Origin of the sequence: Gemmobacter fulvus (genome assembly GCF_018798885.1) — a bacterium.
In the GTDB taxonomy this organism is placed as follows: domain Bacteria; phylum Pseudomonadota; class Alphaproteobacteria; order Rhodobacterales; family Rhodobacteraceae; genus Gemmobacter; species Gemmobacter fulvus.
The window spans coordinates 1,213,264-1,236,444 of the sequence record NZ_CP076361.1 but is presented as its reverse complement, the minus strand read 5'-3'; the positions used below and the strand labels follow the sequence as shown (position 1 = coordinate 1,236,444).

Annotated in this window: 21 protein-coding genes and 1 riboswitch; of the genes, 13 read left to right on the top strand and 8 right to left on the bottom strand. The window is 65.1% G+C overall.

Features of this window, described 5'->3' with window-relative positions:
- Positions 1 to 27: 27 nt before the first annotated feature.
- Complete coding sequence (locus tag KM031_RS06070; RefSeq protein ID WP_215503634.1) at positions 28 to 1,065, bottom strand: rod shape-determining protein; 1,038 nt, start codon at positions 1,063 to 1,065, stop codon at positions 28 to 30.
- 341 nt (positions 1,066 to 1,406) lie between these two features.
- On the bottom strand, positions 1,407 to 2,984 hold the full coding sequence (locus KM031_RS06065; protein ID WP_215503633.1) for a 2-isopropylmalate synthase: 1,578 nt from the start codon (positions 2,982 to 2,984) through the stop codon (positions 1,407 to 1,409).
- A 273-nt stretch (positions 2,985 to 3,257) separates the two neighbouring features.
- Here KM031_RS06065 and KM031_RS06060 point away from each other — a divergent pair, with 273 nt between their 5' ends.
- From KM031_RS06060 to KM031_RS06050, 3 genes are all read left to right on the top strand, one after another.
- Positions 3,258 to 3,932, top strand: a complete 675-nt coding sequence (locus KM031_RS06060) for an SDR family NAD(P)-dependent oxidoreductase (RefSeq protein WP_215503632.1) — start codon at positions 3,258 to 3,260, stop codon at positions 3,930 to 3,932.
- A 106-nt stretch (positions 3,933 to 4,038) separates the two neighbouring features.
- Positions 4,039 to 4,386: a hypothetical protein gene (locus KM031_RS06055; RefSeq protein ID WP_215503631.1), complete on the top strand. Its 348-nt coding sequence runs from the start codon at positions 4,039 to 4,041 to the stop codon at positions 4,384 to 4,386.
- A 73-nt stretch (positions 4,387 to 4,459) separates the two neighbouring features.
- Positions 4,460 to 4,924, top strand: a complete 465-nt coding sequence (locus KM031_RS06050) for a copper chaperone PCu(A)C (protein ID WP_215503630.1) — start codon at positions 4,460 to 4,462, stop codon at positions 4,922 to 4,924.
- A 6-nt stretch (positions 4,925 to 4,930) separates the two neighbouring features.
- On the opposite strand, the gene KM031_RS06045 is transcribed toward KM031_RS06050, so the two are convergent.
- Positions 4,931 to 5,965: a lysine-2,3-aminomutase-like protein gene (locus tag KM031_RS06045; protein WP_215503629.1), complete on the bottom strand. Its 1,035-nt coding sequence runs from the start codon at positions 5,963 to 5,965 to the stop codon at positions 4,931 to 4,933.
- 145 nt (positions 5,966 to 6,110) lie between these two features.
- Here KM031_RS06045 and KM031_RS06040 point away from each other — a divergent pair, with 145 nt between their 5' ends.
- On the top strand, positions 6,111 to 6,659 hold the full coding sequence (locus KM031_RS06040; protein ID WP_215503628.1) for a heme NO-binding domain-containing protein: 549 nt from the start codon (positions 6,111 to 6,113) through the stop codon (positions 6,657 to 6,659).
- Positions 6,656 to 8,002, top strand: coding sequence for an ATP-binding protein (locus KM031_RS06035; protein ID WP_215503627.1), 1,347 nt, complete (start codon positions 6,656 to 6,658; stop codon positions 8,000 to 8,002). Before KM031_RS06040 ends, KM031_RS06035 begins: the two co-directional genes overlap by 4 nt.
- A gap of 7 nt (positions 8,003 to 8,009) precedes the next feature.
- On the opposite strand, the gene KM031_RS06030 is transcribed toward KM031_RS06035, so the two are convergent.
- The gene (locus KM031_RS06030) at positions 8,010 to 9,515 is read right to left on the bottom strand and encodes an MORN repeat-containing protein (protein WP_215503626.1); all 1,506 of its coding nucleotides are present in this window, start codon (positions 9,513 to 9,515) and stop codon (positions 8,010 to 8,012) included.
- A 102-nt stretch (positions 9,516 to 9,617) separates the two neighbouring features.
- Between KM031_RS06030 and KM031_RS06025 the strand changes: the two genes are divergently transcribed.
- Positions 9,618 to 11,276: an NAD+ synthase gene (locus KM031_RS06025; RefSeq protein WP_215503625.1), complete on the top strand. Its 1,659-nt coding sequence runs from the start codon at positions 9,618 to 9,620 to the stop codon at positions 11,274 to 11,276.
- Positions 11,258 to 11,593 carry a YnfA family protein gene (locus KM031_RS06020; protein ID WP_246566850.1) on the top strand — a complete coding sequence of 112 codons (336 nt, stop codon included), beginning with the start codon at positions 11,258 to 11,260 and terminating at the stop codon, positions 11,591 to 11,593. The genes KM031_RS06025 and KM031_RS06020 overlap by 19 nt, the downstream gene beginning before the upstream one ends.
- On the opposite strand, the gene KM031_RS06015 is transcribed toward KM031_RS06020, so the two are convergent.
- A complete protein-coding gene (locus tag KM031_RS06015) occupies positions 11,590 to 12,234 on the bottom strand; it encodes an alpha/beta hydrolase (protein ID WP_215503623.1) in 645 nt (214 codons plus the stop codon). The genes KM031_RS06020 and KM031_RS06015 overlap by 4 nt on opposite strands.
- An 11-nt stretch (positions 12,235 to 12,245) precedes the next feature.
- Complete coding sequence (locus KM031_RS06010) at positions 12,246 to 13,202, bottom strand: 1-phosphofructokinase family hexose kinase (protein ID WP_215503622.1); 957 nt, start codon at positions 13,200 to 13,202, stop codon at positions 12,246 to 12,248.
- A 175-nt stretch (positions 13,203 to 13,377) separates the two neighbouring features.
- Between KM031_RS06010 and wrbA the strand changes: the two genes are divergently transcribed.
- Complete coding sequence (gene wrbA, locus KM031_RS06005) at positions 13,378 to 13,974, top strand: NAD(P)H:quinone oxidoreductase type IV (RefSeq protein WP_215503621.1); 597 nt, start codon at positions 13,378 to 13,380, stop codon at positions 13,972 to 13,974.
- 61 nt (positions 13,975 to 14,035) lie between these two features.
- Here the strand turns inward: wrbA and KM031_RS06000 are convergent, their stop codons facing one another.
- A complete protein-coding gene (locus KM031_RS06000) occupies positions 14,036 to 14,965 on the bottom strand; it encodes an MBL fold metallo-hydrolase (protein WP_215503620.1) in 930 nt (309 codons plus the stop codon).
- A 71-nt stretch (positions 14,966 to 15,036) separates the two neighbouring features.
- Positions 15,037 to 15,447: a metallopeptidase family protein gene (locus tag KM031_RS05995; protein WP_215503619.1), complete on the bottom strand. Its 411-nt coding sequence runs from the start codon at positions 15,445 to 15,447 to the stop codon at positions 15,037 to 15,039.
- A 99-nt stretch (positions 15,448 to 15,546) separates the two neighbouring features.
- On the opposite strand from KM031_RS05995, the gene gltX reads away from it, so the two are divergent.
- From gltX to gcvP, 5 genes are all read left to right on the top strand, one after another.
- On the top strand, positions 15,547 to 16,872 hold the full coding sequence (gene gltX, locus KM031_RS05990; RefSeq protein WP_215503618.1) for a glutamate--tRNA ligase: 1,326 nt from the start codon (positions 15,547 to 15,549) through the stop codon (positions 16,870 to 16,872).
- Between the two features lie 103 nt (positions 16,873 to 16,975).
- Positions 16,976 to 18,301 (top strand): MATE family efflux transporter, encoded by a 1,326-nt coding sequence (locus KM031_RS05985; protein WP_246566794.1) that lies wholly within the window; start codon positions 16,976 to 16,978, stop codon positions 18,299 to 18,301.
- Between the two features lie 78 nt (positions 18,302 to 18,379).
- A riboswitch (glycine riboswitch) is annotated at positions 18,380 to 18,483 on the top strand.
- 150 nt (positions 18,484 to 18,633) lie between these two features.
- The gene (gene gcvT, locus KM031_RS05980; protein ID WP_215503617.1) at positions 18,634 to 19,755 is read left to right on the top strand and encodes a glycine cleavage system aminomethyltransferase GcvT; all 1,122 of its coding nucleotides are present in this window, start codon (positions 18,634 to 18,636) and stop codon (positions 19,753 to 19,755) included.
- 15 nt (positions 19,756 to 19,770) lie between these two features.
- A complete protein-coding gene (gene gcvH / locus KM031_RS05975) occupies positions 19,771 to 20,130 on the top strand; it encodes a glycine cleavage system protein GcvH (protein ID WP_215503616.1) in 360 nt (119 codons plus the stop codon).
- An 80-nt stretch (positions 20,131 to 20,210) separates the two neighbouring features.
- Positions 20,211 to 23,051: an aminomethyl-transferring glycine dehydrogenase gene (gcvP, locus tag KM031_RS05970; RefSeq protein WP_215503615.1), complete on the top strand. Its 2,841-nt coding sequence runs from the start codon at positions 20,211 to 20,213 to the stop codon at positions 23,049 to 23,051.
- Positions 23,052 to 23,181 lie beyond the last annotated feature (130 nt).

Genomic DNA, 23,181 nt, shown 5'->3' with positions numbered 1-23,181 from the left:
CTCACACGATCTGGGTTGCGTCCGGGATCAGCTGTCGTAGTCGATCACATGGCGCAGTTGTTTTTCATATTCCAGCGCCTTGCCGGTGCCCAGAGCAACGCAGTTCAGCGGCTCGTTCGCCACCGAGATCGACAGGCCGGTCTGTTCGCGCAGCGCCAGATCCAGATCGCCCAGTAAAGCGCCGCCGCCGGTCAGCATCACGCCGCGGTCGACGATATCGGCGGCCAGATCCGGCGGCGTGGTTTCCAGCGCCTGCATCACCGCATCGCAGATCTGCTGCACGGGTTCGGCCAGAGCCTCGGCCACCTGTGCCTGATTGATTTCGGTTTCTTTGGGCACGCCGTTCAGCAGGTCGCGGCCACGGATCTGCATGGAGCTGCCACGCCCGTCGTCGGGCATCCGCGCGGTGCCGATGGAGGTCTTGATGCGTTCTGCGGTGGATTCACCGATCAGCAGATTCTGATGGCGGCGCAGATAGCTGATGATCGCCTCATCCATACGATCCCCGCCCACGCGCACAGAGCGCGCATAAACGATGTCACCAAGGCTCAGCACCGCGACTTCGGTGGTGCCGCCACCAATATCCACCACCATGCTGCCGGTGGGTTCGGTGATCGGCATCCCGGCCCCGATGGCCGCCGCAATCGGCTCGGCAATCAGCCCGGCGCGGCGCGCCCCGGCTTGCAGCACCGAATTGCGGATCGCACGTTTTTCCACCGGCGTCGCCCCATGCGGCACACAGACGATGATCTTCGGTTTGCTGAAAGTCGTGCGCTTGTGCACCTTGCGGATGAAATGTTTGATCATCTCTTCCGCAGAATCGAAATCGGCAATGACGCCATCGCGCATCGGGCGGATCGCCTCGATGCTGCCGGGGGTACGGCCCAGCATCAGCTTGGCATCCTCGCCCACCGCCAGAACCTGCTTCTTGCCGTCCTTGACGTGATAGGCCACCACCGACGGCTCATTCAGCACGATCCCCTTGCCACGAATATAGACAAGCGTATTCGCGGTGCCGAGGTCGATCGCCATATCCGACGAGAAGAGACCGGTAAGGAGAGACATGCTGGGGTGCGCCCTTTGGTTTCAGAAACAAACGATCAGCCCCGCGACTCAGGCCATGCCTGACGCGGGCGCCTTCATATAAAGACAGGGGCGGGCAAGAGAAACCCCATAGCCCGCATGGGCGGCACAATTCCGCGTGTCCGTCAGGGGCTTATCTTCCTGCAATATCTGGCCGTTAAAATTCCGGGACTTCAAGATAAAGTTTTTCATTTTGCAACATTTGATCAGTTTTTACCCAGTGAAGCGGGTGAAAACAGCCTCCCCACTGACGCAAATGGGGGCCCGAAGGCCCCCACATTCCAAACCGCTTTGCAGGTGGGGCGAGCCCCGCCGCAGGGCGGTTACGAGGCGTCGCGATAGTTGACCGATTTCAGATCATCGCCCGGATTGCCCTTCTTGCGCCGTTCGATCAGGCGGTTCAGGGCGTTCACATAGGCCTTCACACTGGCCACCACAGTATCGGTATCTGCCGACTGGCCAGTGGCGATGCGGCCATCCTCTTCGATCCGCACCGACACCGTTGCCTGCGCATCGGTGCCTTCGGTCACGGCATGCACCTGATAGAGCTGCAACCGCGCCTGATGCGGATAGAGCATGTCCACCGCGTTGAACGCCGCATCCACCGGGCCATCGCCGGTGGCGTCGGTCGTGTGGTCCACGCCGTCGATGCTCAACGTCAGCTCCGCCTCGCGCGGGCCATCGGTGCCGCAGACCACGCGCAGCCGTTTGACCTGCAAGGTGTCATGCGCCTCGGACGTGCCCTGATCCTGCACCAGCGCCACCAGATCGTCGTCATAGACCTCTTTCTTGCGGTCGGCCAAAGCCTTGAACCGCACAAAGACATCATTCAGCTGGTTGTCGGCCAGATCATAGCCCAACTCTTTCAGCTTGGCCCGCAGCGCCGCCCGGCCCGAATGTTTGCCCATCGCGATGTTTTTCGCGGTCAGGCCGATGTCTTCGGGGCGCATGATCTCGAATGTCTCGACATTCTTCAGCACGCCATCCTGATGGATGCCGGATTCATGCAGGAAGGCGTTCTTGCCGACGATGGCCTTGTTGAACTGCACCGGAAAGCCCGACACGGTGGCGACCTTGCGGCTCAGGTTCATGATCTTGGTCGTGTCGATCCGGGTCTGGAACGGCATGATGTCATTGCGCACGCGCATCGCCATCACCACCTCTTCCAGCGCGGTATTGCCCGCGCGCTCGCCCAGGCCGTTGATCGTGCACTCGATCTGCCGCGCGCCCGCCTCGACCGCCGCCAGCGAATTGGCCGTCGCCATGCCGAGGTCATTGTGGCAATGCGTCGCGAAAATGATGCTGTCGGCGCCGGGCACCCGCTCCAGCAACATGCGGATCAGGTCGGCGCTTTCGCGCGGCGCGGTGTAACCCACGGTATCGGGAATATTGATCGTGGTGGCCCCGGCCTTGATGGCGATTTCCACCACGCGGCACAGGTAATCATGTTCGGTGCGCGTTGCATCCATCGGTGACCATTGCACATTGTCGCACAGGTTGCGCGCGTGGCTGACCGTGTCATGGATCCGCTCTGCCATCTGGTCCATATCCAGATTGGGGATGGCGCGGTGCAGCGGCGAGGTGCCGATGAAAGTGTGGATGCGCGGGCTGCGCGCATGTTTCACCGCCTCCCAGCAGCGATCGATGTCCTTGAAATTCGCCCGCGCCAGCCCGCAGATGGTGGAGGTTTTCGCCAGTCGGGCAATCTCGCTCACGGCGGCGAAATCGCCTTCCGAGGCGATGGGAAAGCCCGCCTCGATCACGTCCACGCCCATCTCGTCGAGCAGGGTTGCGATCTCCAGCTTTTCGGAATGGGTCATCGTCGCACCGGGCGACTGTTCGCCATCACGCAATGTGGTGTCGAAAATGATTACGCGGGGTTGGGCGCTTTTGTCAGTCATGTCTCTGAATTCCTTAGATCTTTTGCATCATCCTTGGGCGCTGGTCACCTCCGAGCGGTCGCACCCGAGGGCACGCTCAGAGGCAGCTAAGGAGAAGCAGACCACGGGTGGCCGAGGCACGCAGGCGGCGCGCAGTCGTGGCGATATGATGACCCGTGTTCATGGGGGCAAACTATAAGAACCGGGAGGGAAAAGAAAAGCGCAAAAATGCGGCGGGATGCGGTTTGGCAATCGGCACCCCGCGCCCTAGATGATCGCAAACAGGAGGGGCATATGCGGGCATTGGTGATCGGGGCCAGCGGCGGTATCGGGGCGGCGCTTTGTGCGGCATTGGCCGGGCGGGGCGAGGTGGTGGGCCTGTCGCGCAGCGTCAACGGGCTGGACCTCACCGACGAAACCAGCATTGCGGCGCATATGGCCGGGCTTGAGGGGGCCTTTGACCGGATCTTCGTGGCGACCGGCGCGTTGCAGATCACACGTCCGGGGCAGGCGGCCTGGCGGCCCGAAAAGACCCTGCGCGCCGTGGATCCGGCGGCGCTGGCCGCGCAATTCGCACTGAACGCCATCGGGCCGTTGCTGGTGCTGAAACATGCGCGCCATCTGATGCCGCGCGATGCCGACTGCCGCTTTGCGGCCTTGTCGGCGCGGGTCGGATCTATCGGCGACAACCATCTGGGCGGCTGGTATGGCTATCGGGCGGCAAAGGCGGCGCTGAACCAGATGCTGCACACGGCGGCAATTGAGCTGGCGCGCAGCCATCCCCGCGCCGTGATTGCCGCCCTGCACCCCGGCACAGTGGCCACCGCCTTTACGGCGGACTACCAATCCGGCCATGCCACGGTTGCCCCGGCGGTGGCGGCGGCGCATCTGATCGCGGTTCTGGACGGGCTGACCCCGGCGCAGAGCGGTGGCTTCTATGATTGGGCTGGCAAGGCGATTCCCTGGTGATCCCGTCTGTGCGGCCCCGAAGGACGTGGATCACGCACGCAAAGTTGCACGGCTGTCAGCGGCCAGAGCCTTGCCCCGCCCGCAACGCTGCGCCAATCATGCGCGCATGACTGTGCCCCATCCCATGCCCCGGCTGTTTCTGGTGGTCCTGCTTGGCTTTGCCACGCTGGCAGGCGGGTTTGCCCATACGGCCCCCCGGGCGGATGCGGGCTGGCAAGCGGTCTTGCTGGCGGTGGGCGAGGTGGCCCGCATCTGCGGCGAGGATGAGGCGCGCGCCACCCCGCGCTGCGAGGCCTGCCGACTGATGTCAGCCGCCGTTCTACCGCCCTCGGGGGGCGCGGTGCAGGCGGTGGACTGGCAGCTTGTCGGAACGGTGCAGGGGCAGGGCGAGGCACTGGGTCTGGCTGCCCGTCGCCCGGGTATGGCATCGGCGCGGGCACCACCACGGGTGTGAGCCCGCGCCCGTTTTGCCAAACCTGCCGCAACCTTGCGGCGCTTTCCTGATAGTCCGACGTGAAGGATATGCGATGAAACGCATCTTTTCGCTTGCCGCCCTGCTGATCACCACCGCCACCGCCAGCCTTGGCCATGAGGTGACACAAGGCGATCTGCAAATCATCCATCCCGCCATTCCGCGCCCTGCCGCCACTGCCAAGGCCGCAGCCGGCTATATGGTGATTGCCAACAGCGGCAGTGCGGATGACCGCCTGCTGTCCGTGGAAACCCCCGTCGCCGCCTCGGCCATGCTGCATCTGTCTGCCACCTCGCCCGAAGGCGTGGCGACGATGCGCCATGTGCCCGAACTGGTGATCCCCGCAGGCGATGTGGCGGTGCTGGAGCCGGGCGGCTATCACATCATGCTGATGGGTCTGACCGGCGCCCTGCCCGAGGGTGGCATGATCCCCGCTACCCTGACCTTCGAGAAGGCAGGCAAGGTGCAGATCGAATTCATGGTCGATCCGCCCGGCAGCACAGATCATTCCAAGCATTGAGGCCTTTTAGCGGGCGGGGTCGTCATAGGGATGCACCCCGCCCTGCCAATCCGTGACCAGATGCCGACCGGGCACATCGCCCGGGTGCAGATAGCCGGGCCCGATCGGCACCTTGCCCGCCCCGCCCGGAATATCCAGCACATAGGTCGGCAAGGCGAGGCCCGACAGCCGCCCGCGCAGCGCGGCCATGATGGCCTGACCCTCGGCAATCGTGGTGCGGAAATGGCTGGTGCCCTTGGCCAGATCGCAGTGGTGCAAGTAATAGGGCTTCACCCGCTGCGCGATCAGGCCACGAAACAGCGCCTCCAGCACGGCGGCATCATCATTCACTCCGCGCAACAGCACGGTCTGGGCCAGCAGCGGCACGCCTGCACGGGTCAGCCGCCGCAACGCCAGCTTCGCCGCCTCGGTCAGCTCGTTCGGGTGGTTGGTATGCACCACGACGTAAACAGCAGGCCGCACGTCGAGGGCGGCCAGCAGGTCATCGGTGATCCGCTCTGGTGCCACCATCGGCACGCGGGTGTGAAAGCGCACCACCTCCACATGGTCAATCGCCGCGATCCGCGTCAGCAGCGCCGCCACCCGGCGCGGCGACAGCGACAGCGGGTCGCCCCCGGTCAGGATCACCTCGCGGATGGCGGGGTGGTGGCGGATGTGATCCAGCGCCTGCACCAGATCCGCCTCGGGCAAGGCCCCGGCTGCCCCCACGGTTTCGCGGCGGAAACAGAACCGGCAATAGACCTCGCAGGTCTGCGTCGCCGCCAGAATCACCCGGTCGGGATAACGGTGGGTCAGGCCGGGCGCGGGCGAAAAGCGGGCATCGCCAATCGGATCGGCCAGCTCTTCGGGGCGGATCGTGCTTTCGGCCACGGTCGGCACGAATTGCGCCGCCAGACCATCGCCCTGTTCCATCGCCGCCCGCATCTGCGGCGAAATGCGGATGCGGAACTCTTGCGCAACCTCGGCCAGCGCGGGCGCGTCATCGACAGTGGCAAGGCCGCTGTGCAGCAGGTCTTGAACGGTGGTCAGGGCAGGGGGCAAGGCTGGGCTCCGGTCTGGCAAGCGGTGCAGATAAGCCAGATGGCGCCGCTACGGAAGCCTGCCGCCGCTAGCGGTTTGTTAAACTTCCTGTGCGACGCCTGAGCGGGCAGATCAGCCGCAGACGGCAAAAGGGAGACGCGCAGGCATGAAGGGTATCGTATTTGTCGAGCTGCTGAAAATGGCAGAGGATCTGGTGGGCGAGGCGGCGGTTGATGCGGTGCTGGACAGCACGCCCTTGTCCTCGGGCGGGGCGTTTACGGCGGTGGGCGATTATCCGTGCAGCGATCTGATGGCGCTGGTGCAGGCCTTCAGTCGGGCGACCACCGTGCCGGGCGATGAATTACAGCGCCGCTTCGGCCATTGGATGATGGATGCGTTCAAGACCTATTATCCGGGTTTTTTTGAAACCAAACCCGATGTGATGGCGATGCTGGAGGCCATCGAGGGCGAAGTACATGTCGAGGTGCGCAAGATCTATCCCAATGCCGAATTGCCCACCTTTGCCACCGAACGCATCGCGCCGGATGCACTGCGGATGGATTACAGCTCGTCCCGGCCGCTGGTGCCGTTCTGTCAGGGGCTGATTGAAGGCTGTGTCGGCCATTTCGGTGTGGCGGCCAGCGTCGCCGCGCGGGATTTTTCGACACCTGAGGCGGCCCGCGCCGAATTCACCATCCGATACGATCCGCAATGAACGATCTGGCCCCCCCCGATGCGGTGTCGCGCCGCCGCTATGACCGCGAAAGGCGGGCGCGCGAAGAGGCGGAGCAATTGCTGGAGCTGAAAAGCCGTGAGCTGTTCGATGCCAATCGCGCGCTGGAACATCAGGCCCGCAATCTGGAACATGAGGTGCATCTGCGCACGGCGGATCTGGAAAAGGCCCGCCATCAGGCCGAGGCCGCAAGCCATGCCAAAAGCATGTTTCTGGCCAATATGAGCCATGAGATCCGCACGCCGCTGAACGGGGTTCTGGGCATGGCAGAGCTGCTGGACGGGCTGCTCGTCGATCCCGAACACCGGCTGATGATCGCCACGATCCGCGATTCGGGCGAAATGCTGTTGCGGGTGCTGAATGACATCCTCGATCTGTCGAAGATTGACGCCGGGCGGCTGGAGCTGGAGGCGACGGCATTCTGCCCCTCGGATGTGGTGGCCAAGGTCGAGGCGCTGCATTCGCTGCGCGCGCAGGAAAAAGGGCTGTCCTTTGCGATTCTGGCCAGCGCCGATGCGCAGCGTCGCCGGATCGGCGATCCGCACCGGGTTGCGCAGATCCTGCACAACCTGCTGGGCAATGCGATCAAGTTCACCGAAACGGGCGAGATCCGCGTGCTGCTGACCTGCCCGCCGGGCCGTCCCATCGTGATCGACGTGATCGACACCGGCATTGGCATGACAACTGCGCAGGTGGCCCGCATGTTCGAGGATTTCGAACAGGCCGATACCACGGTGACACGGCGCTTTGGCGGCACCGGGCTGGGCATGTCGATTGTGAAAAAGCTGGTCGATATGATGGGGGGCGAGATTGTTGCCCTGTCGCAGCCGGGCGCAGGCACCCGCATCCGGGTGACCCTGCCGCTGCCCGAGGCCGGGGTGGACGAAATCCGCCCCGCTGCCGCGCCGCCCTCGGTGGCCCTGCCGCTGGACCGGCTGGCCGGGCTGCGGATTCTCGCGGCGGATGACAATGCCACCAACCGCAAGATCCTGTCGGCGATGCTGGCGCATAGCGGCATGGAGGTGGTGCTGGTGGCCGACGGGCGCGAGGCGATTGCGCTGAGCGCGGCGCAGAGCTTTGATCTGCTGCTGCTGGATATTTCGATGCCGCTGGTGGATGGCATTGCCGCGCTGCGGGCGATTCGCGCGGGCCATGCCGCGCGCGGCACCGCGCCGCCACCTGCGGTTGCCATCACCGCCAATGCGATGCGCCATCAGGTTGCCGAATATCTGGCCACAGGCTTTCACGCCCATGTCAGCAAACCGTTTTCCCGCCAACGCCTGCTGGAAGTGATCTGCGATCTGGCTGGCGTGGCGAATCGGTGACGGTGGTTCAGGGGGCGGGAGTTCCCTCGGGCGCGGCTGCATCAGGGGCTGGCGCATCCCCTGCGGCGGCAGGCGGGGCTTCGGGGGCGGCGACAAGGATGCCGTTCAGCCATTCCCCGGCGCTTTCCTGACCATTGGCATAGCGCAGCACGCCTGCACCCTGCCGCTTGCCGCTGACGAAGGCCCCTTCGTAGACATCGCCCGTGGCATAGGTGGCCACGCCCTTGCCCGCAATCTCGCCCTTGTCCCATTGGCCGTTGTAGCGGAAGCCATCGGGCATCACGATCTCGCCCTGGCCCTGCCGCACCCCATCGACAAAGGCCCCGGTATAAATCGCGCCATCGGGATAGGTGGCGGTGCCGCTGCCGGTGCGTTTGCCCGCCACCCAATCGCCCTCATACCGATAGCCATCGGGCCGGGTCAGCACGCCGCGCCCTTCGGCCTGCCCGGCCTTGAAGCTGCCCGCATAGGCGGCACCATCCTTGTAGGTTGCCCGTCCGGTGCCCTCGATCTCGCCTGCGACCCAGAGCCCGTCATAGGTGCTGCCATCGGGATAGGTGATCTTGCCGGTTCCATCCGGCAGATCGGCCTTGAACGCGCCCTGATAGACCGAACCATCGGAATAGGTCAGCTTGCCCTGACCCTGCATCCGACCCGCCACCCAATCGCCGTCATAGGCATAGCCATCCGCCGTGCGGAACGTGCCTTTGCCCTCGCGCTGATCGGCCTTGAACGCGCCATCATAGACCGAGCCATCCTTGTAGGTCATCCGGCCCTTGCCCTGCCGTTCGCCTTCGGCAAAAGCGCCCTCATAGACATCGCCATTGGGCTGGGTCAGCTTGCCCAGACCATTGATCTGCCCCTTGGCCCAATCCCCCTCATAGATCAGTCCGTCCGGCATGGTCAGCTTGCCCTTGCCATCGCGCATCCCAGCCTTCATCGTGCCGTCATAGAGCGTGCCATCGGCATAGCTCAGCCGCCCTGAACCCTCTTTCAGGCCTTTGACCCAGCCGCCCTCATAAACCGCGCCGCCCGGTGCGGTCAGCTTGCCCTGACCTTCATGCACCGCGTTTTCAAACGTGCCTTCATAGACAGTGCCATCGGCATAACGCGCCACGCCCTTGCCGGTGATCTGGCCATCCAGCCAGTCGCCCTCGTACGTGCCGCCATCGGCATAGGTGATCTTGCCGGTGCCAAAGGGTTTGCCCGCCAGAAAATCGCCCTCATAGACCGAGCCATTCGGATAGCGCGCAATGCCCTTGCCGCGGATTTCGCCATCAACCCATTCCCCGGCATATTCAAAGCCGTTGGGCAGGCTGTAGGTGCCGGTGCCATGCTGCACGCCATTGCGGAAGGTGCCCTCATAGACCGAGCCGTCGTCATATTGTTTGACGAGAACATCGCCGTCGCTTTGCTGCGCCATCAGCGGCGGTGCGGCCAATGTCAGCACAAGCCCTGCCATGCCGATGATATTCTGCCCCCAGAGGATCTTCCGTTCGCTGCGCCGCTGCATCGCCGCCTCCCACCGCTTGACGTCTTTTCCTTGGCCGTCAGTCTGCTAGAAAGCAAGACAAATCCTCGGGACGCCGCGCCCGCAGCCACCGGAGATCCGCCCATGGCCCAAAGTTTCCGCCTTACGCTTGCGCAACTGAACCCGACGGTCGGCGCCTTGGCGGCCAATGCCGCATTGGCGCGCGCGGCCTGGGAAGAGGCCCGCGCGGCGGGGTCCGATATGCTGGCGCTGACCGAGATGTTCATCACCGGCTATCAGACCCAGGATCTGATCCTGAAACCCGCCTTCACCCATGCCGCCATTGCCGCAATCCGGCAACTGGCGCGCGATTGCGCCGATGGCCCGGCCATCGGCATCGGCGGTCCGGCGATGGTGTCCGGCAAGCTGCACAATGCCTATTACATCCTGCAAGCGGGCGAGGTGACGGCGACGGTGCTGAAACATCACCTGCCCAACAGCGATGTGTTTGACGAAAAGCGCATCTTTTCGGCGGCCGAGGTGAATGGCCCCTACCGCGTCGGCCCGCTGCGCATCGGTACGCCGATCTGCGAAGATGCCTGGCACCCGGATGTGGCCGAAACCCTTGCCGAAACCGGGGCCGAGATCCTGCTGGTGCCCAATGGCTCGCCCTATCATCGTGGCAAGCCGGATCTGCGGCTGAACCTCATGGTGTCGCGCGTGGTCGAAACCGGGCTGCCGCTGGTCTATCTCAACATGGTCGGCGGGCAGGATGATCAGGTGTTTGACGGATCGTCGATGGTGCTCAATCCGGGCGGAGAGCTGGCGGTGCAGATGCCGCAGTTCGACGATTGCATCACCCATGTCGATTTCGTGCAGGGGCCGGACGGGTGGCGGGCAAAACCGGGGCTGATGGCCGAAATTCCGAAGATCTGGGAGGCGGATTATCGCGCCTGTGTGATGGCGCTGGCCGATTACATGGCCAAGACCGGCTTCAAGAAGGTCTTGCTGGGCCTGTCGGGCGGCATCGATTCCGCGATTGTCGCCACCATCGCCGCAGATGCGCTGGGGCCGGAGAACGTGCGCTGCGTGATGCTGCCCTCGGCCTATACTTCGGATCATTCGCTGGAGGATGCGGGCGAGGTGGCGCGCAATCTGGGTTGCCGTCTGGACACCGTGCCGATCGGCGGCGCGCAGGAGGCGGTGGGGGCGGCGCTGGCACCGCTGTTTGCGGGCACGGAGCCGGGCATCACCGAAGAAAATATCCAGAGCCGGTTGCGCGGGCTGATGCTGATGGCGCTGTCGAACAAGTTCGGCGAAATGCTGCTGACCACCGGCAACAAATCCGAAGTGGCGGTGGGCTATTGCACCATCTATGGCGACATGAATGGCGGCTACAACCCGATCAAGGACATGTATAAAACCCGTGTCTTTGCCACCTGTCGCTGGCGCAACGACAATCACCGCCCGTGGATGAAGGGCCCTGCCGGGGCGGTGATCCCCGAGCGGGTCATCACCAAACCGCCGAGTGCCGAGTTGCGCCCCGATCAGACCGATCAGGACAGCCTGCCGCCCTATGAGGTGCTGGACGCCATTCTGGACGGATTGGTGGACCGCGAGCTTTCGGTGGCCGAACTGGTCGCCCAAGGCTTTGACCAGGCCACGGTCAAGAAGATCGAGCATCTGCTTTACATCAGCGAATACAAGCGCTTCCAGTCTGCCCCCGGCACCCGCCTGACGCCGCGCGCCTTCTGGCTGGACCGGCGCTATCCGATTGCGATGCGCTGGCGGGACGAGGGGTGACGCTGGGCCTTTACGCCGCTGCCGCACTGGCCGAAATCGCGGGCTGCTATGCGGTCTGGATGTGGTGGCGGGCCGGGGCGTCGGCGTGGTGGCTCATCCCCGGCGGGGCGGCGCTGGCCGCGTTTGCCGTTCTGCTGGCACTGACCCCGCCGGACAGCGCGGGGCGCAGTTTCGCGGCCTATGGCGGCATCTATATCCTGGCCAGCCTGATCTGGATGTGGGCCGCCGAAGGGATGCGCCCGGACCGCTTTGATCTGGCCGGGGCGGCGCTGGCGCTGGCGGGCACGGCGGTGATCCTGTTTTCCCCGCGCGCCTAGCTTTGCGGGGCAGGGGTCAGGGTACGGCGCAGAAAGCCCGCCGTCACCTCGGCCACGCGCGCATCGAACCAGTGGCCCAGCCCGGTCCACAGATGCAGGTCCACGGGTTTGCCCAGCCCGGCCAGATGGTCTGCCGCCCGCACCGCATCTGCGGCGGGGATCACCGGATCTTCCAGCCCATGTGACAGCATCACCGGCGTGGCGGGGGCCAGCACCGGCCCCGGCAAGACGCAGCGGCCCGACAGGCACGCCAGCCCGGCCACCGGCCAGCGCCCGCCCATCACCGCATCCAGCGCCATGATCGCCCCTTGGGAAAAGCCGACCAGCGCCACCCGGTTCAGCCGCCCGGCAAAGCCCTGTTCCGTGATCGCCCGATCCAGCACCCGGTCAAAACTGGCCCGCGCCGCCACCAACCGTTCGGGGCGGTTTTCGGCGGTGATCTCTGCCACGCTGAACCATTGCCGCCCGGTATCGTCCCAGTCATAGCGCGCCGGGGCATCGGGCAGGGCAAAGGCGAGGCCCGGCAGCCCGGCGCCGATCATATCGGCCAGAGCGGCCAGATGCGCACCACGCCCGCCCACACCATGAAGGATCACCACCAAAGCCTCTGCTGTCACATCCATCTCCTGAAGGGGGGCCATAGATCACCGCGTCACCGCGGGCCGGGCAGCGGCGTGACCCTGACCAGCGGCAACAGCCGGGCCACATCTTCGGCGCGGCACAGCTCGGTCGCCGGGGTCAGGCAGGCCGCGGCAGCGGCAGCCACGGCCTGCGCCAGCGCACAGTCGCGCTCTGCACCGCCGGCCAGCGCCAGCACCAGTGCCGCGACGAAGGTATCCCCCGCACCCACGGCACTGACCACCTGCACCGGCGGGGCGTCGGCAAATACCATGCCCGCGCCATCCGCCAGCACCGATCCTTCGGCCCCGCGCGCGATGATGACCGTCTGCGCCACGCCGCGCGCCACCAATGTGGCGGCATAGGCCGCCGAGGCCTGCCGGTCGGCAAAGCGCTGTCCGGCCAGATCCTCTGCTTCGGCATCATCCATGCGCAGCACCGCCAGACCTGGCACCGGATCTGCCACCACCGCGCGCAGGGCAGCCCCTGATGTATCGAGGATCAGCCGCGTGCCGCTGGGCAAAGCCGCCTGTACAGCGGCGGCAAAGCGGTCGGCAAGGCCAGGCGGCTGGCTGCCACTCAGCACCGCCCAGAGCGGTGGCGGCGATATTTTCGCCAGCGCATCAAGGATTTGCTGCGCATGGGGCGCGTTCCATTCTGCGCCGGGCAACACAAAGCGATATTGCGCGCCGCTGCGGCTGTCGGTCACCGACAGGCTTTGCCGGGTTTCGCCGGGGGCGGCGACGGCAACACAGGGGATGGCATGGCGGCGCAGCGCCTCGGCCAGCTGTGCGCCGGTTGCGCCGCCAAGCGCCACCAGCGCCTGCGCCGCCCCGCCCAACTGCTGAATGGCGCGGGCCACATTGATGCCGCCGCCGCCCGGATCCATCTGCGGCGCAGTACAGCGCAGCTTGGGGCCGGGCCGCACCTCGGGCGTGCTGGTGGCCACATCCAGTGCCGGGTTCAGGGTGATGGTCAGGATCGGGGTCATGCGGCACCTCTGCGGCCAGACTGCCAGAGCCCGCCACGCGCCGCAATGCCACAACGGCGCGCTGTGCATCAGCGCACAAGTCATTCGCGCCGGTGCCGAATGGAACCAGATCGGCGCCCCGCCTATTTTCAACAGGCAACCGGAACACCACCGCGATCTTCAGGGAACTTCAAAAATGTCCAACGTCAAACTCGCCGTCATCTTCTATTCCACCTATTCGACCAACTTCCAGATGGCCAAAATCGCCGCCGAGGCGGCAAAGGCGGCCGGGGCCGACGTGCGCCTGCTGCGCGTGGCCGAAACCGCCCCCGAAGCGGCAGTGAACAGCCAGGATGGCTGGAAAGCCACGGTGGCCGCCACGGCCGATATTCCGGTGGCCACGCCCGAAGACATGGAATGGGCAAATGCCTACCTGTTCTCGGCCCCGACCCGCTTTGGTCAAGCCCCGTCGCAGCTGCGCGCCTTCATCGACACGCTGGGCGGCAAATGGTCCACTGGCGCGCTGGCCAACAAGGCCGTGACCGCGATGACCTCGGCGGCGAACCCGCATGGCGGGCAAGAGGCTACCCTGCTGGGCCTTTACACCACCTTCATGCACTGGGGCTCGGTGATCGTCGCCCCCGGCTTTACCGACGCGGCAGTTGCCGCTGCTGGCGGCAACCCCTATGGCTACAGCCACACTCAGGGCAAGGAATTCGGCGAGGCCGAAACGGCGGCCATCAGCCATCAGGCCAAACGTCTGGTCAGCATCGCGGCCAAACTGGCCGCATGATCCGGGCAAGATCGAGATGATGCACAGGGGCAGCCTCCGCTGCCCCTGTTTTCATATCGTGTCAGCCGTTCAGCAACATCTGATAGCTGACCGGCACAAAGCGGAAGCCTTCAGCCTGCGCCTCGACAAAGCCAAGGGCCGGAAAGGGCATATGATAGCCGATGAACGGGATCCGGTCGGCGGCCAACATGCCCAGCAGGGTCTTGCGGGTGGCCGCCCCCGCCGCCTTGTCCATGTCGAACCGCACCTCCCAATCCGGGCGCTGCATCGAAAACACATAGTGGTTGACGGTATCGGCGGTGATCGCCAGCCGCTGCCCGCCGCTTTCGATCATATAGGCCATATGGCCGGGGCTATGGCCAAAGGCCTCCAGCGCGGTGATGCCGGGCGCGACAGTGCCGCCACCCTCCAGCATGGTCATCTTGTCATTCAGCGGTTTGACCTTGCCGTCAAACCCTTCATTCGCCGCGCCGGACCAGTGGTTGTGCTCCACGCTGCCGGTGACATACCGCGCCTTGGCGAAGGTTGGCCCGGCCTCGCCCGACAAACCGCCGATGTGATCGCCGTGCATATGGGTCAGCACCACCACATCGACCTGATCCGGGCTATAGCCTGCCGCCGCCAGCGCTACCGTGATACCCTCGGGGGCAAGGCCGGTATCGAACAGCACCAATTCGCTGCCGGTATTGATCAGCGTCGGGGTAAAGAAGTTCTGCGTCTTGTCGGCGGGCAGGAAATTCGCGGCGGCGAGGGCGGCGAAATCCTCGGGCGTGGCATCAAGGCCAAAGGTCTCTTGCGGCTTTTCGGTGGTGCGGGTGCCTGCCAGCAGGGCCGTCACCTCGAAATCACCCAGCTTGAAGCGGTTGAACAGCGGCAGCGCGCTGCCCTTCATTTCGGCTGCGGCATGGGCCATGGGCGGCAGGGCTGCGGCAAAGGGCAGGCTGGCCCCGGCAAAAAGGGCAGTGCGGCGCGACAGGCGGAATGTGGACATGCGGATCTCCCTTGGTTGCTTTGACGGCAATCTAGGGCGCAGGGGCCCGCGCCCCAATCACGGATGGGTGATCATTCCCACCAGGGATCAATCGCCGCGATCTCGGCATCGGACCAGCCGAAGTGATGCGCCAGTTCGTGCACCATCACATGCGTCACCATCTCGGCCAGCGACACATCGCCCCGGTCCAGCCATTCATCCAGCATCGGGCGGCGGAACAGCCAGATCACATCCGGGCCAAGCGGTTGATCCATGACCGACTTTTCGGTCAGTGGCGTGCCTTCATAAAGCCCGGTCAGCTCGAACGGATCGGCGATCTGCATCGCCTCCAGAATCTCGGCCGGGGCGAAATCCTCGATCCTGAGCCGGACCTGCGCCGCCGCCGTGCGCCAGGGTTCGGGCAGTTGCATCACCGCCTCATGGGCAAGCTGTTCGATCAGGGCGAGGTCGGGGGCGATGGTCTGGGCGCTGGCATGGGTCATGCGGTCAAGATAAGGCAGGGATACGCGGTGCGAAAGGTGCGCGATATGGACAAATTCGCCCCCCTGTGCCACAGGTGCCGCGTTCAGGAGAATACCCCAATGACAGTCGTGACCCGCTTCGCCCCTTCGCCGACAGGTTATATCCATGTCGGCAATCTGCGCACCGCGCTGATGAATTACCTGATTGCCCGCAAAAGCGGCGGTCAGTTCATCCTGCGTCTGGATGACACGGATCAGGAACGCTCGAAGCAGGAATATGCCGATGGCATCATGGCCGATCTCGACTGGCTGGGCCTGCATTGGGACCGGGTCGAAAAGCAGTCGCTGCGGCTGGACCGCTATCGCGAGGCCGCCGAGGATCTGAAGGCCAAGGGCCGGTTCTACGAATGTTTTGAATCGCCGGTCGAGTTGGACCTGAAGCGCAAGAAACAGCTGAACATGGGCAAGCCGCCGGTCTATGACCGCACCTCGCTGCATCTGTCCGACGATGAAAAGGCCCGGATGCGGGCCGAGGGGCGCGAGGGCTACTGGCGTTTCCTGCTGAACCAGAACCGCATCGAATGGGCCGATGGCATTCTGGGGCCGATCTCGATTGATGCCGCCTCGGTGTCGGATCCGGTGCTGATCCGGGCCGATGGGCAGGTGCTTTATACCTTTGCCTCGTCGGTGGATGACATTGACATGGGCGTCACCTCGATCGTGCGCGGCGCGGACCATGTGACCAATACCGCAACGCAGATCCAGATCATGGAAGCGATGGGCGGCACGCCGCCCGCCTTTGCGCATCACAGCCTGCTGACCGGCCCGCAGGGCGAGGCGCTGTCGAAGCGGCTGGGCACGCTGTCGCTGCGCGATCTGCGCGCCCGGGGCGTGGAGCCTGCGGCGCTGCTGAGCCTGATGGCGCGGCTCGGCTCGTCCAAGCCGGTGGAACTGGTCACCTCGCTGGACGAACTGGCCGAGGGGTTCGATCCCGGCAGCTTCGGCGCGGCACCGACCAAGTTCGATGCCGAAGACCTGTTCCCGCTGACGCGGGCCTATGTGCAGGGCCTGCCGCTGGAGGCCGTGGCCGCGCGCATCGCGGCGCTGGGTGTGCCTGCCGACAAGGCCGAGGCGTTCTGGCGGGTGGCCAAGGACAATATCACCGTGCTGGACGATCTGGCGGGCTGGTGGAGCCTGTTCCGCGATGGCGCAGAGCCGATGATCGACGACGAGGACCGCGACTTCATCGCGCAGGCGCTGACCCTGCTGCCCGCGCAGCCCTGGACGCAGAGCACCTGGGCCGAGTGGACCGCCGCCGTGAAAGAGGCGACCGGGCGCAAGGGCAAGGGGCTGTTCATGCCGCTGCGCAAGGCGCTGACCGGGCAGGCACATGGGCCGGAGATGGCGGATGTGATGCCCCTGCTGCAAACGGTGCGCGGGCTGTGAGCCGCAGCGGGGGGGGCCAGCCCCCCGCACCCCCCGGGATATTTGGACCAAGATGAAAGGGGCGTCGGGTTGCGCCCCTTTTTTGCTGGTGAGGGCAGGGGCGATGCAGGCGAAATTTGTGGACGGCAATCTGTTCCGGCATGTGGCGGTGATGTCCTTGACATCTTCGGTCGGTCTGATGGCGATCTTTGTCGTTGATCTGATCAACATGATTTATATCAGCTGGTTGCAGGATGAGACGGCGACGGCGGCCATCGGCTATGCCGGTGCGATCCTGTTTTTCACCACCGCCTTTGGTATTGGCCTGTCGATCGGGGTCTCGGCACTGGTGGCGCGGGCGGTGGGGGCGCGTGACATGGCGCTGGCGCGGGAGCGGACGACCAGTGGTTTTGCCATTGGCGCGCTGTTCGGAGCCGTGTTTGCGGCGCTGGTCTGGCTGGCCCTGCCGCAGATCGTGGCGCTGCTGGGGGCCACCGGCGAGACGGCGGTGCAGACGCTGTGGTTCTTGCGGCTGCTGATCCCATCGCAGCCCTTGCTGATGATCGGCATGATCGGTGGCGGGGTGTTGCGCAGCCATGGTGATGCCCGGCGGGCGATGATGGTCACGGTCTGGGGCGCGGTGGCGCTGGCCATTCTGGACCCGATCCTGATCCTCTGGGCCGATCTGGGACTGACCGGGGCGGCGCTGGCGGGATGGGGGTCGCGGCTGGTGATTGCCGCGATGGCGCTGTGGCCGGTCTGGCGGCATTATGGCGGCTTTTCGCCGCTGAGCCTGCGGATCCTGCACGCGGATCTGGCGCCCTTGTCGACGATTGCCGCCCCGGCCGTGCTGACGCAATTGGCCACGCCGGTGGGGCAGGCCTTTGTCACGCGGATGGTGGCGGGATACGGCGAGGCGGCGGTGGCGGGCATGGCGATTGCCGGTCGGCTGACGCCGGTGGCCTTCGGGGTGATCTTTGCGCTGTCGGGGGCCATCGGGCCGATCATCGGCCAGAACCTCGGCGCGGGGCGGCTGGACCGGGTGCGGCGCAGTTTCTGGGATGCGGTGCTGTTCTGTGCGCTGGTGATTGCCGCGATGTCGGCGCTGCTGTTTCTGGCCCGGGCGCCAATTGCCGATCTGTTTCATGCGCAGGGCTTGACCCGCGATCTGGTCTATCTGTTTTGCGGGCCGCTCAGCCTGTTGTTCTTTTTCAACGGGTTGATCTTCATCGCCAATGCCACCTGCAACAATCTGGGGGCGGCGTTCCAGTCTACCCTGGTCAACTGGGCGCGGCATACCCTGGGCACGGTGCCCTTTGCCTGGTGGCTGGGCCAGACCTATGGGCCGCAGGGGGTGCTGATCGGGCAGGCGCTGGGCGGCATCGTCTTTGGCCTTCTGGCGATCTGGCTGGCGCTGCGGGTGATCCGGCAGCGTGTCGCCCTGGGGTGAATGTCGGATTCTCTTGGCATTGCGTCGGATTTCATTTTTTCGCTTGCCATTCTGCGGGGCCGCAGGCTAACCCTATGCCCGTCAGGATCGGGAGAATCCGGCGGGGGCTCTTGCCCTTTGGCCGGTGCCGAAGGAGCAACCGCCCCGGTAAACTCTCAGGCACAAGGGACCGTTCTGGCTGTGGAACTCTGGAGAGTGGCGTTCGCGCCCGCCGAAGGGATAACGATCTCAGGCACCCGCAAGGGTAAGGACAGAGGGGGCATCGTGGGACAGGGATTGGCCTGTCTGATCGGTGCCGGATTGCGTTACGGCCGGCGGAAGAGGAGGGGCGCGTGAGCGACCTTTTACGCTTGGGTCTGCATGACCTGCATGTGGAACTCGGGGGCAAGATGGTGCCCTTTGCGGGCTATGAAATGCCCGTGCAATATCCGTCTGGCGTGATGAAGGAACATCTGCACACCCGCGCGCAGGCCGGGCTGTTCGACGTGAGCCATATGGGGCAGGTGATCCTGCGGCCCAAAGGCAGCTATGAGGCCACGGCGCGGGCGCTTGAGGCGCTGATGCCGGTGGATGTGCTGGGGCTGGCCGAAGGGCGGCAACGCTATGGGCTGTTCACCAATGACACCGGCGGGATTCTGGATGATCTGATGTTTGCCAACCGCGGCGACCATCTGTTTGTTGTGGTCAATGCGGCCTGCAAGGCGGCGGACATTGCCCATATGCAGGCGAATCTGTCGGACACGACCGAGGTGGTGCCGGTAACGGACCGCGCGCTTCTGGCGTTGCAGGGCCCGGGCGCCGAGGCGGCGCTGGCCGCTCTGGTGCCGCAGGCCGCTGCGATGCGGTTCATGGATGTGGCGGTGATCGACACGGTGTTCGGGGCGCTGTGGATCTCGCGCTCTGGCTATACCGGCGAGGACGGGTTCGAGATTTCGGTGCCGCAGGGCGGGGCCGAGGGCTTTGCCCGGGCGCTGCTGGCGCAGGCGGCGGTGGCACCGATCGGGCTTGGCGCGCGCGACAGTCTGCGGCTGGAAGCGGGGCTCTGCCTGTATGGCCATGACATTGACACGACCACCAGCCCGGTCGAGGCGGGGCTGACCTGGGCGATCCAGAAGGCGCGCCGCGCGGGTGGCGCCCGCGAAGGCGGCTTCCCCGGTGCCGCGCGCATTCTGCACGAACTGGCGGAGGGGCCAGAGCGGGTGCGCGTTGGCCTGCGCCCCGATGGGCGGGCCCCGATGCGCGAAGGTGTTGCGCTCGCCACCCCGGATGGCACCCCCGTTGGGCAGGTGACCTCGGGCGGGTTCGGCCCTTCGGTCGAGGCGCCGGTGGCGATGGGCTATGTGGCCCGCGCCTTTTCAGAGATTGGCACGGCGCTGACCGGCGACGTGCGGGGCAAGGCGCTGCCGGTGACGGTGGCCCCGATGCCGTTCAACCCGACAACCTACAAACGCTGAGATGAGGATCTCCCGATGAAATACACCCAGGAACATGAATGGCTGCGCGTCGAGGGCGATCTGGTCGTGGTCGGCATCACCGAACATGCCGCGACGCAATTGGGCGATGTGGTCTTTGTTGAACTGCCCGAAATCGAAACAATGGTTGCCGCGGGCGACGAAGTTGTGGTGATCGAAAGCGTCAAGGCGGCCTCGGATATTCTGGCCCCGGTGGATGGCGAGATTGTCATGGTGAATGACAAGCTGGCCGACAATCCGGGTCTGGTGAACGAGGATGCCACCGGCGAGGCGTGGTTCTTCAAGATGAAGCTGGATGACCTCAGCGTGCTCGACGACTTCATGGATGAAGACGAGTATAACGAGCTGATTGGCTAATCGCCGACAAGGCTTTGATTTTATGATAAAGATCGGCGGGCGTTCTGCGCCCGCCCGGTTTGTCACACCCGGAGGATGCCATGAGCTTTACCCCGACCGACTATGATCCCTATGATTTTGCCAATCGTCGCCATATCGGCCCGTCGCCGGCCGAAATGGACGAGATGCTGAAAGCGGTGGGGGTGGCCACGCTGGATCAGCTGATCGAAGAAACCATTCCCGCGACCATCCGGCAAGGCAAGCCGCTGACCTGGGCCCCGCTGGCCGAGCATGAGTTGCTGGCCAAGATGCGGGCTGTGGCGGCGAAGAACAAGGTGATGACCTCGCTGATCGGGCAGGGCTATTACGGCACCGTCACCCCGCCCGCGATCCAGCGCAATATTCTGGAAAACCCGGCCTGGTATACCGCCTATACCCCCTATCAGCCGGAAATCGCGCAGGGACGGCTTGAGGCGCTGCTGAACTATCAGACCATGGTGGCCGATCTGACCGGGCTGCCGGTGGCCAATGCCAGCCTGCTGGACGAGGCGACTGCCGCCGCCGAGGCGATGACCATGGCCGAGCGCAGCGCCAAATCGAAGGCGCGCGCCTTCTTTGTCGATGAACATTGCCACCCGCAGACCATCGCCGTGATCCGCACCCGCGCCCTGCCGCTGGGGATCGAGATTGTCGTGGGCGACCCGGATGACATGGATCCCGCCTCGGTATTTGGCGCGATCTTCCAGTATCCGGGCACCTGGGGCCATGTGCGCGACCTGACGCCGTGGATTGAAAAACTCCATGCCGCCAAGGCCATCGCCGTGGTCGCGAGCGATCTGCTGGCGCTGATGATGCTGAAAGCACCGGGCGAGATGGGGGCGGATATCGCCGTCGGCTCGGCGCAGCGCTTTGGCGTGCCGATGGGCTATGGCGGGCCGCATGCCGCCTTCATGTCCTGCCGCGACGATCTGAAACGCGCGATGCCGGGGCGGATTGTCGGTGTGTCGATTGATGCGCATGGCAACAAGGCCTACCGGCTGAGCCTGCAAACCCGCGAGCAGCATATCCGCCGCGAAAAGGCCACTTCGAACGTTTGCACCGCACAGGCCCTGTTGGCGGTGATGGCCAGCTTCTATGCGGTTTTCCATGGGCCGAAAGGCCTGCGCGCCATTGCCGAACGGGTGCACAGCTATACCATCCGGCTGGCCAAGGCGCTGCGCGACGCCGGGGCCACGCTGCCGCCCAAGGCCTTCTTTGACACGATCACCGTCGAGGTGGGCGTGGGGCAGGCTGGAATTCTGGCCGCCGCGCGGCTGGAGGGGCTGAACTTCCGCAAGGTGGGGCAGGATCACGTCGGCATCAGCCTCGACGAGACGACGGACGAAGATGTGCTGCGCCGCGTGCTGCGCGCCTTTGGCATTCACGAAGCGCCGCCCGCCGAGGGCGATCTGGGTTTCCCCGCCGAGATGCTGCGCCGGTCCGAGGTGCTGACGCATCCGGTGTTCCACATGAACCGGGCGGAATCGGAAATGATGCGCTACATGCGCCGCCTGTCCGACCGCGATCTGGCGCTGGACCGGGCGATGATCCCGCTGGGCTCCTGCACCATGAAGCTGAACGCCGCCGCCGAAATGATGCCGATCACCTGGCCCGAGTTCGGCTCTCTGCATCCTTTCGCGCCGTTCGATCAGGCGCTGGGGTATAAGGAGGCGATTGACGATCTGGCGGCGAAGCTCTGCGAGATCACCGGCTATGATGCCATGTCAATGCAGCCCAACTCGGGTGCGCAGGGCGAATATGCCGGGCTGCTGACCATTCAGGCCTATCACCGCGCGCGCGGCGAAGGGCATCGCGACATCTGTCTGATCCCGGTGTCGGCACATGGCACCAACCCGGCTTCGGCGCAGATGGTCGGGCTGAAGGTGGTGGTGGTGAAATCCGCGCCCAATGGCGATGTGGATCTGGAGGATTTCCGCGACAAGGCGGCGGCGGCAGGGGCCAATCTGGCCGCGTGCATGATCACCTATCCCTCGACCCATGGGGTGTTCGAAGAAACCGTCCGCGAAATCTGTGACATCACCCACAGCCACGGCGGGCAGGTGTATATCGACGGCGCGAACATGAATGCCATGGTCGGGCTGGTGAAACCGGGCGAGATCGGCGGCGATGTCAGCCACCTCAACCTGCACAAGACCTTTGCCATCCCGCATGGCGGCGGTGGTCCCGGCATGGGTCCGATCGGCGTGAAGGCGCATCTGGCACCCTATCTGCCCGGCCACCCGGAAACCGGCGGGGCCGAAGGCCCGGTGTCTGCGGCGCCATATGGCTCGGCATCGATCCTGCTGATCTCCTGGGCCTATTGCCTGATGATGGGCGGGCCGGGGCTGACCCAGGCGACGCGCGTGGCCATCCTGAACGCCAATTACATCGCCGCACGCTTGCGTGGCGCGTATGAGGTGCTGTTCATGGGCAACCGGGGCCGCGTGGCGCATGAGTGCATCCTCGATACCCGCCCCTTCGCCGAAGCGGGCGTGACGGTGGATGACATTGCCAAACGCCTGATCGACAACGGCTTCCACGCCCCGACGATGAGCTGGCCGGTGGCAGGCACGCTGATGGTGGAGCCGACCGAAAGCGAAACCAAGGCCGAGATCGACCGTTTCATCACCGCACTTCTGGCGATCCGGGCCGAGATCAAGGCGGTCGAGGCGGGCGAGATCAGCGCCGAAGACAGCCCGCTGCGCCACGCCCCGCATACGGTGAACGATCTGGTGGCCGACTGGACGCGCAAATACTCGCGCGAACAGGGCTGTTTCCCGCCGGGGGCTTTCCGGGTGGACAAATACTGGCCGCCCGTGGGCCGGGTCGACAATGTCTATGGCGATCGCAACCTGATCTGCACCTGCCCGCCGCTTGAAAGCTATGCCGAAGCGGCGGAGTGAGTGATCCGAACCACATGACCTCAGGGCCGGAGAGCATTCTCCGGCCCTTTGCATGACCCGCGCGCCGCGAGGACGGGCAGAGGCCCTACCCAAGGCCGCTGCCGGTGCTTATGTTCACCGGACAGCATAA

Bases quoted from the DNA above. Each gene is read 5' to 3' on its own strand.
- KM031_RS06050 (WP_215503630.1), top strand. From the start codon at position 4,460: ATGAAACGCATCTTTTCGCTTGCCGCCCTGCTGATCACCACCGCCACC.
- KM031_RS06065 (WP_215503633.1), bottom strand. From the start codon at position 2,984: ATGACTGACAAAAGCGCCCAACCCCGCGTAATCATTTTCGACACCACA.
- KM031_RS06060 (WP_215503632.1), top strand. From the start codon at position 3,258: ATGCGGGCATTGGTGATCGGGGCCAGCGGCGGTATCGGGGCGGCGCTT.
- KM031_RS06015 (WP_215503623.1), bottom strand. From the start codon at position 12,234: ATGGCCCCCCTTCAGGAGATGGATGTGACAGCAGAGGCTTTGGTGGTG.
- KM031_RS06035 (WP_215503627.1), top strand. From the start codon at position 6,656: ATGAACGATCTGGCCCCCCCCGATGCGGTGTCGCGCCGCCGCTATGAC.
- gcvH (WP_215503616.1), top strand. From the start codon at position 19,771: ATGAAATACACCCAGGAACATGAATGGCTGCGCGTCGAGGGCGATCTG.
- KM031_RS06000 (WP_215503620.1), bottom strand. From the start codon at position 14,965: ATGTCCACATTCCGCCTGTCGCGCCGCACTGCCCTTTTTGCCGGGGCC.
- KM031_RS06070 (WP_215503634.1), bottom strand. From the start codon at position 1,065: ATGTCTCTCCTTACCGGTCTCTTCTCGTCGGATATGGCGATCGACCTC.
- KM031_RS05995 (WP_215503619.1), bottom strand. From the start codon at position 15,447: ATGACCCATGCCAGCGCCCAGACCATCGCCCCCGACCTCGCCCTGATC.
- KM031_RS06025 (WP_215503625.1), top strand. From the start codon at position 9,618: ATGGCCCAAAGTTTCCGCCTTACGCTTGCGCAACTGAACCCGACGGTC.
- KM031_RS06055 (WP_215503631.1), top strand. From the start codon at position 4,039: ATGACTGTGCCCCATCCCATGCCCCGGCTGTTTCTGGTGGTCCTGCTT.
- gcvP (WP_215503615.1), top strand. From the start codon at position 20,211: ATGAGCTTTACCCCGACCGACTATGATCCCTATGATTTTGCCAATCGT.
- KM031_RS06030 (WP_215503626.1), bottom strand. From the start codon at position 9,515: ATGCAGCGGCGCAGCGAACGGAAGATCCTCTGGGGGCAGAATATCATC.
- KM031_RS06010 (WP_215503622.1), bottom strand. From the start codon at position 13,202: ATGACCCCGATCCTGACCATCACCCTGAACCCGGCACTGGATGTGGCC.
- gltX (WP_215503618.1), top strand. From the start codon at position 15,547: ATGACAGTCGTGACCCGCTTCGCCCCTTCGCCGACAGGTTATATCCAT.
- wrbA (WP_215503621.1), top strand. From the start codon at position 13,378: ATGTCCAACGTCAAACTCGCCGTCATCTTCTATTCCACCTATTCGACC.
- KM031_RS05985 (WP_246566794.1), top strand. From the start codon at position 16,976: ATGCAGGCGAAATTTGTGGACGGCAATCTGTTCCGGCATGTGGCGGTG.
- KM031_RS06040 (WP_215503628.1), top strand. From the start codon at position 6,111: ATGAAGGGTATCGTATTTGTCGAGCTGCTGAAAATGGCAGAGGATCTG.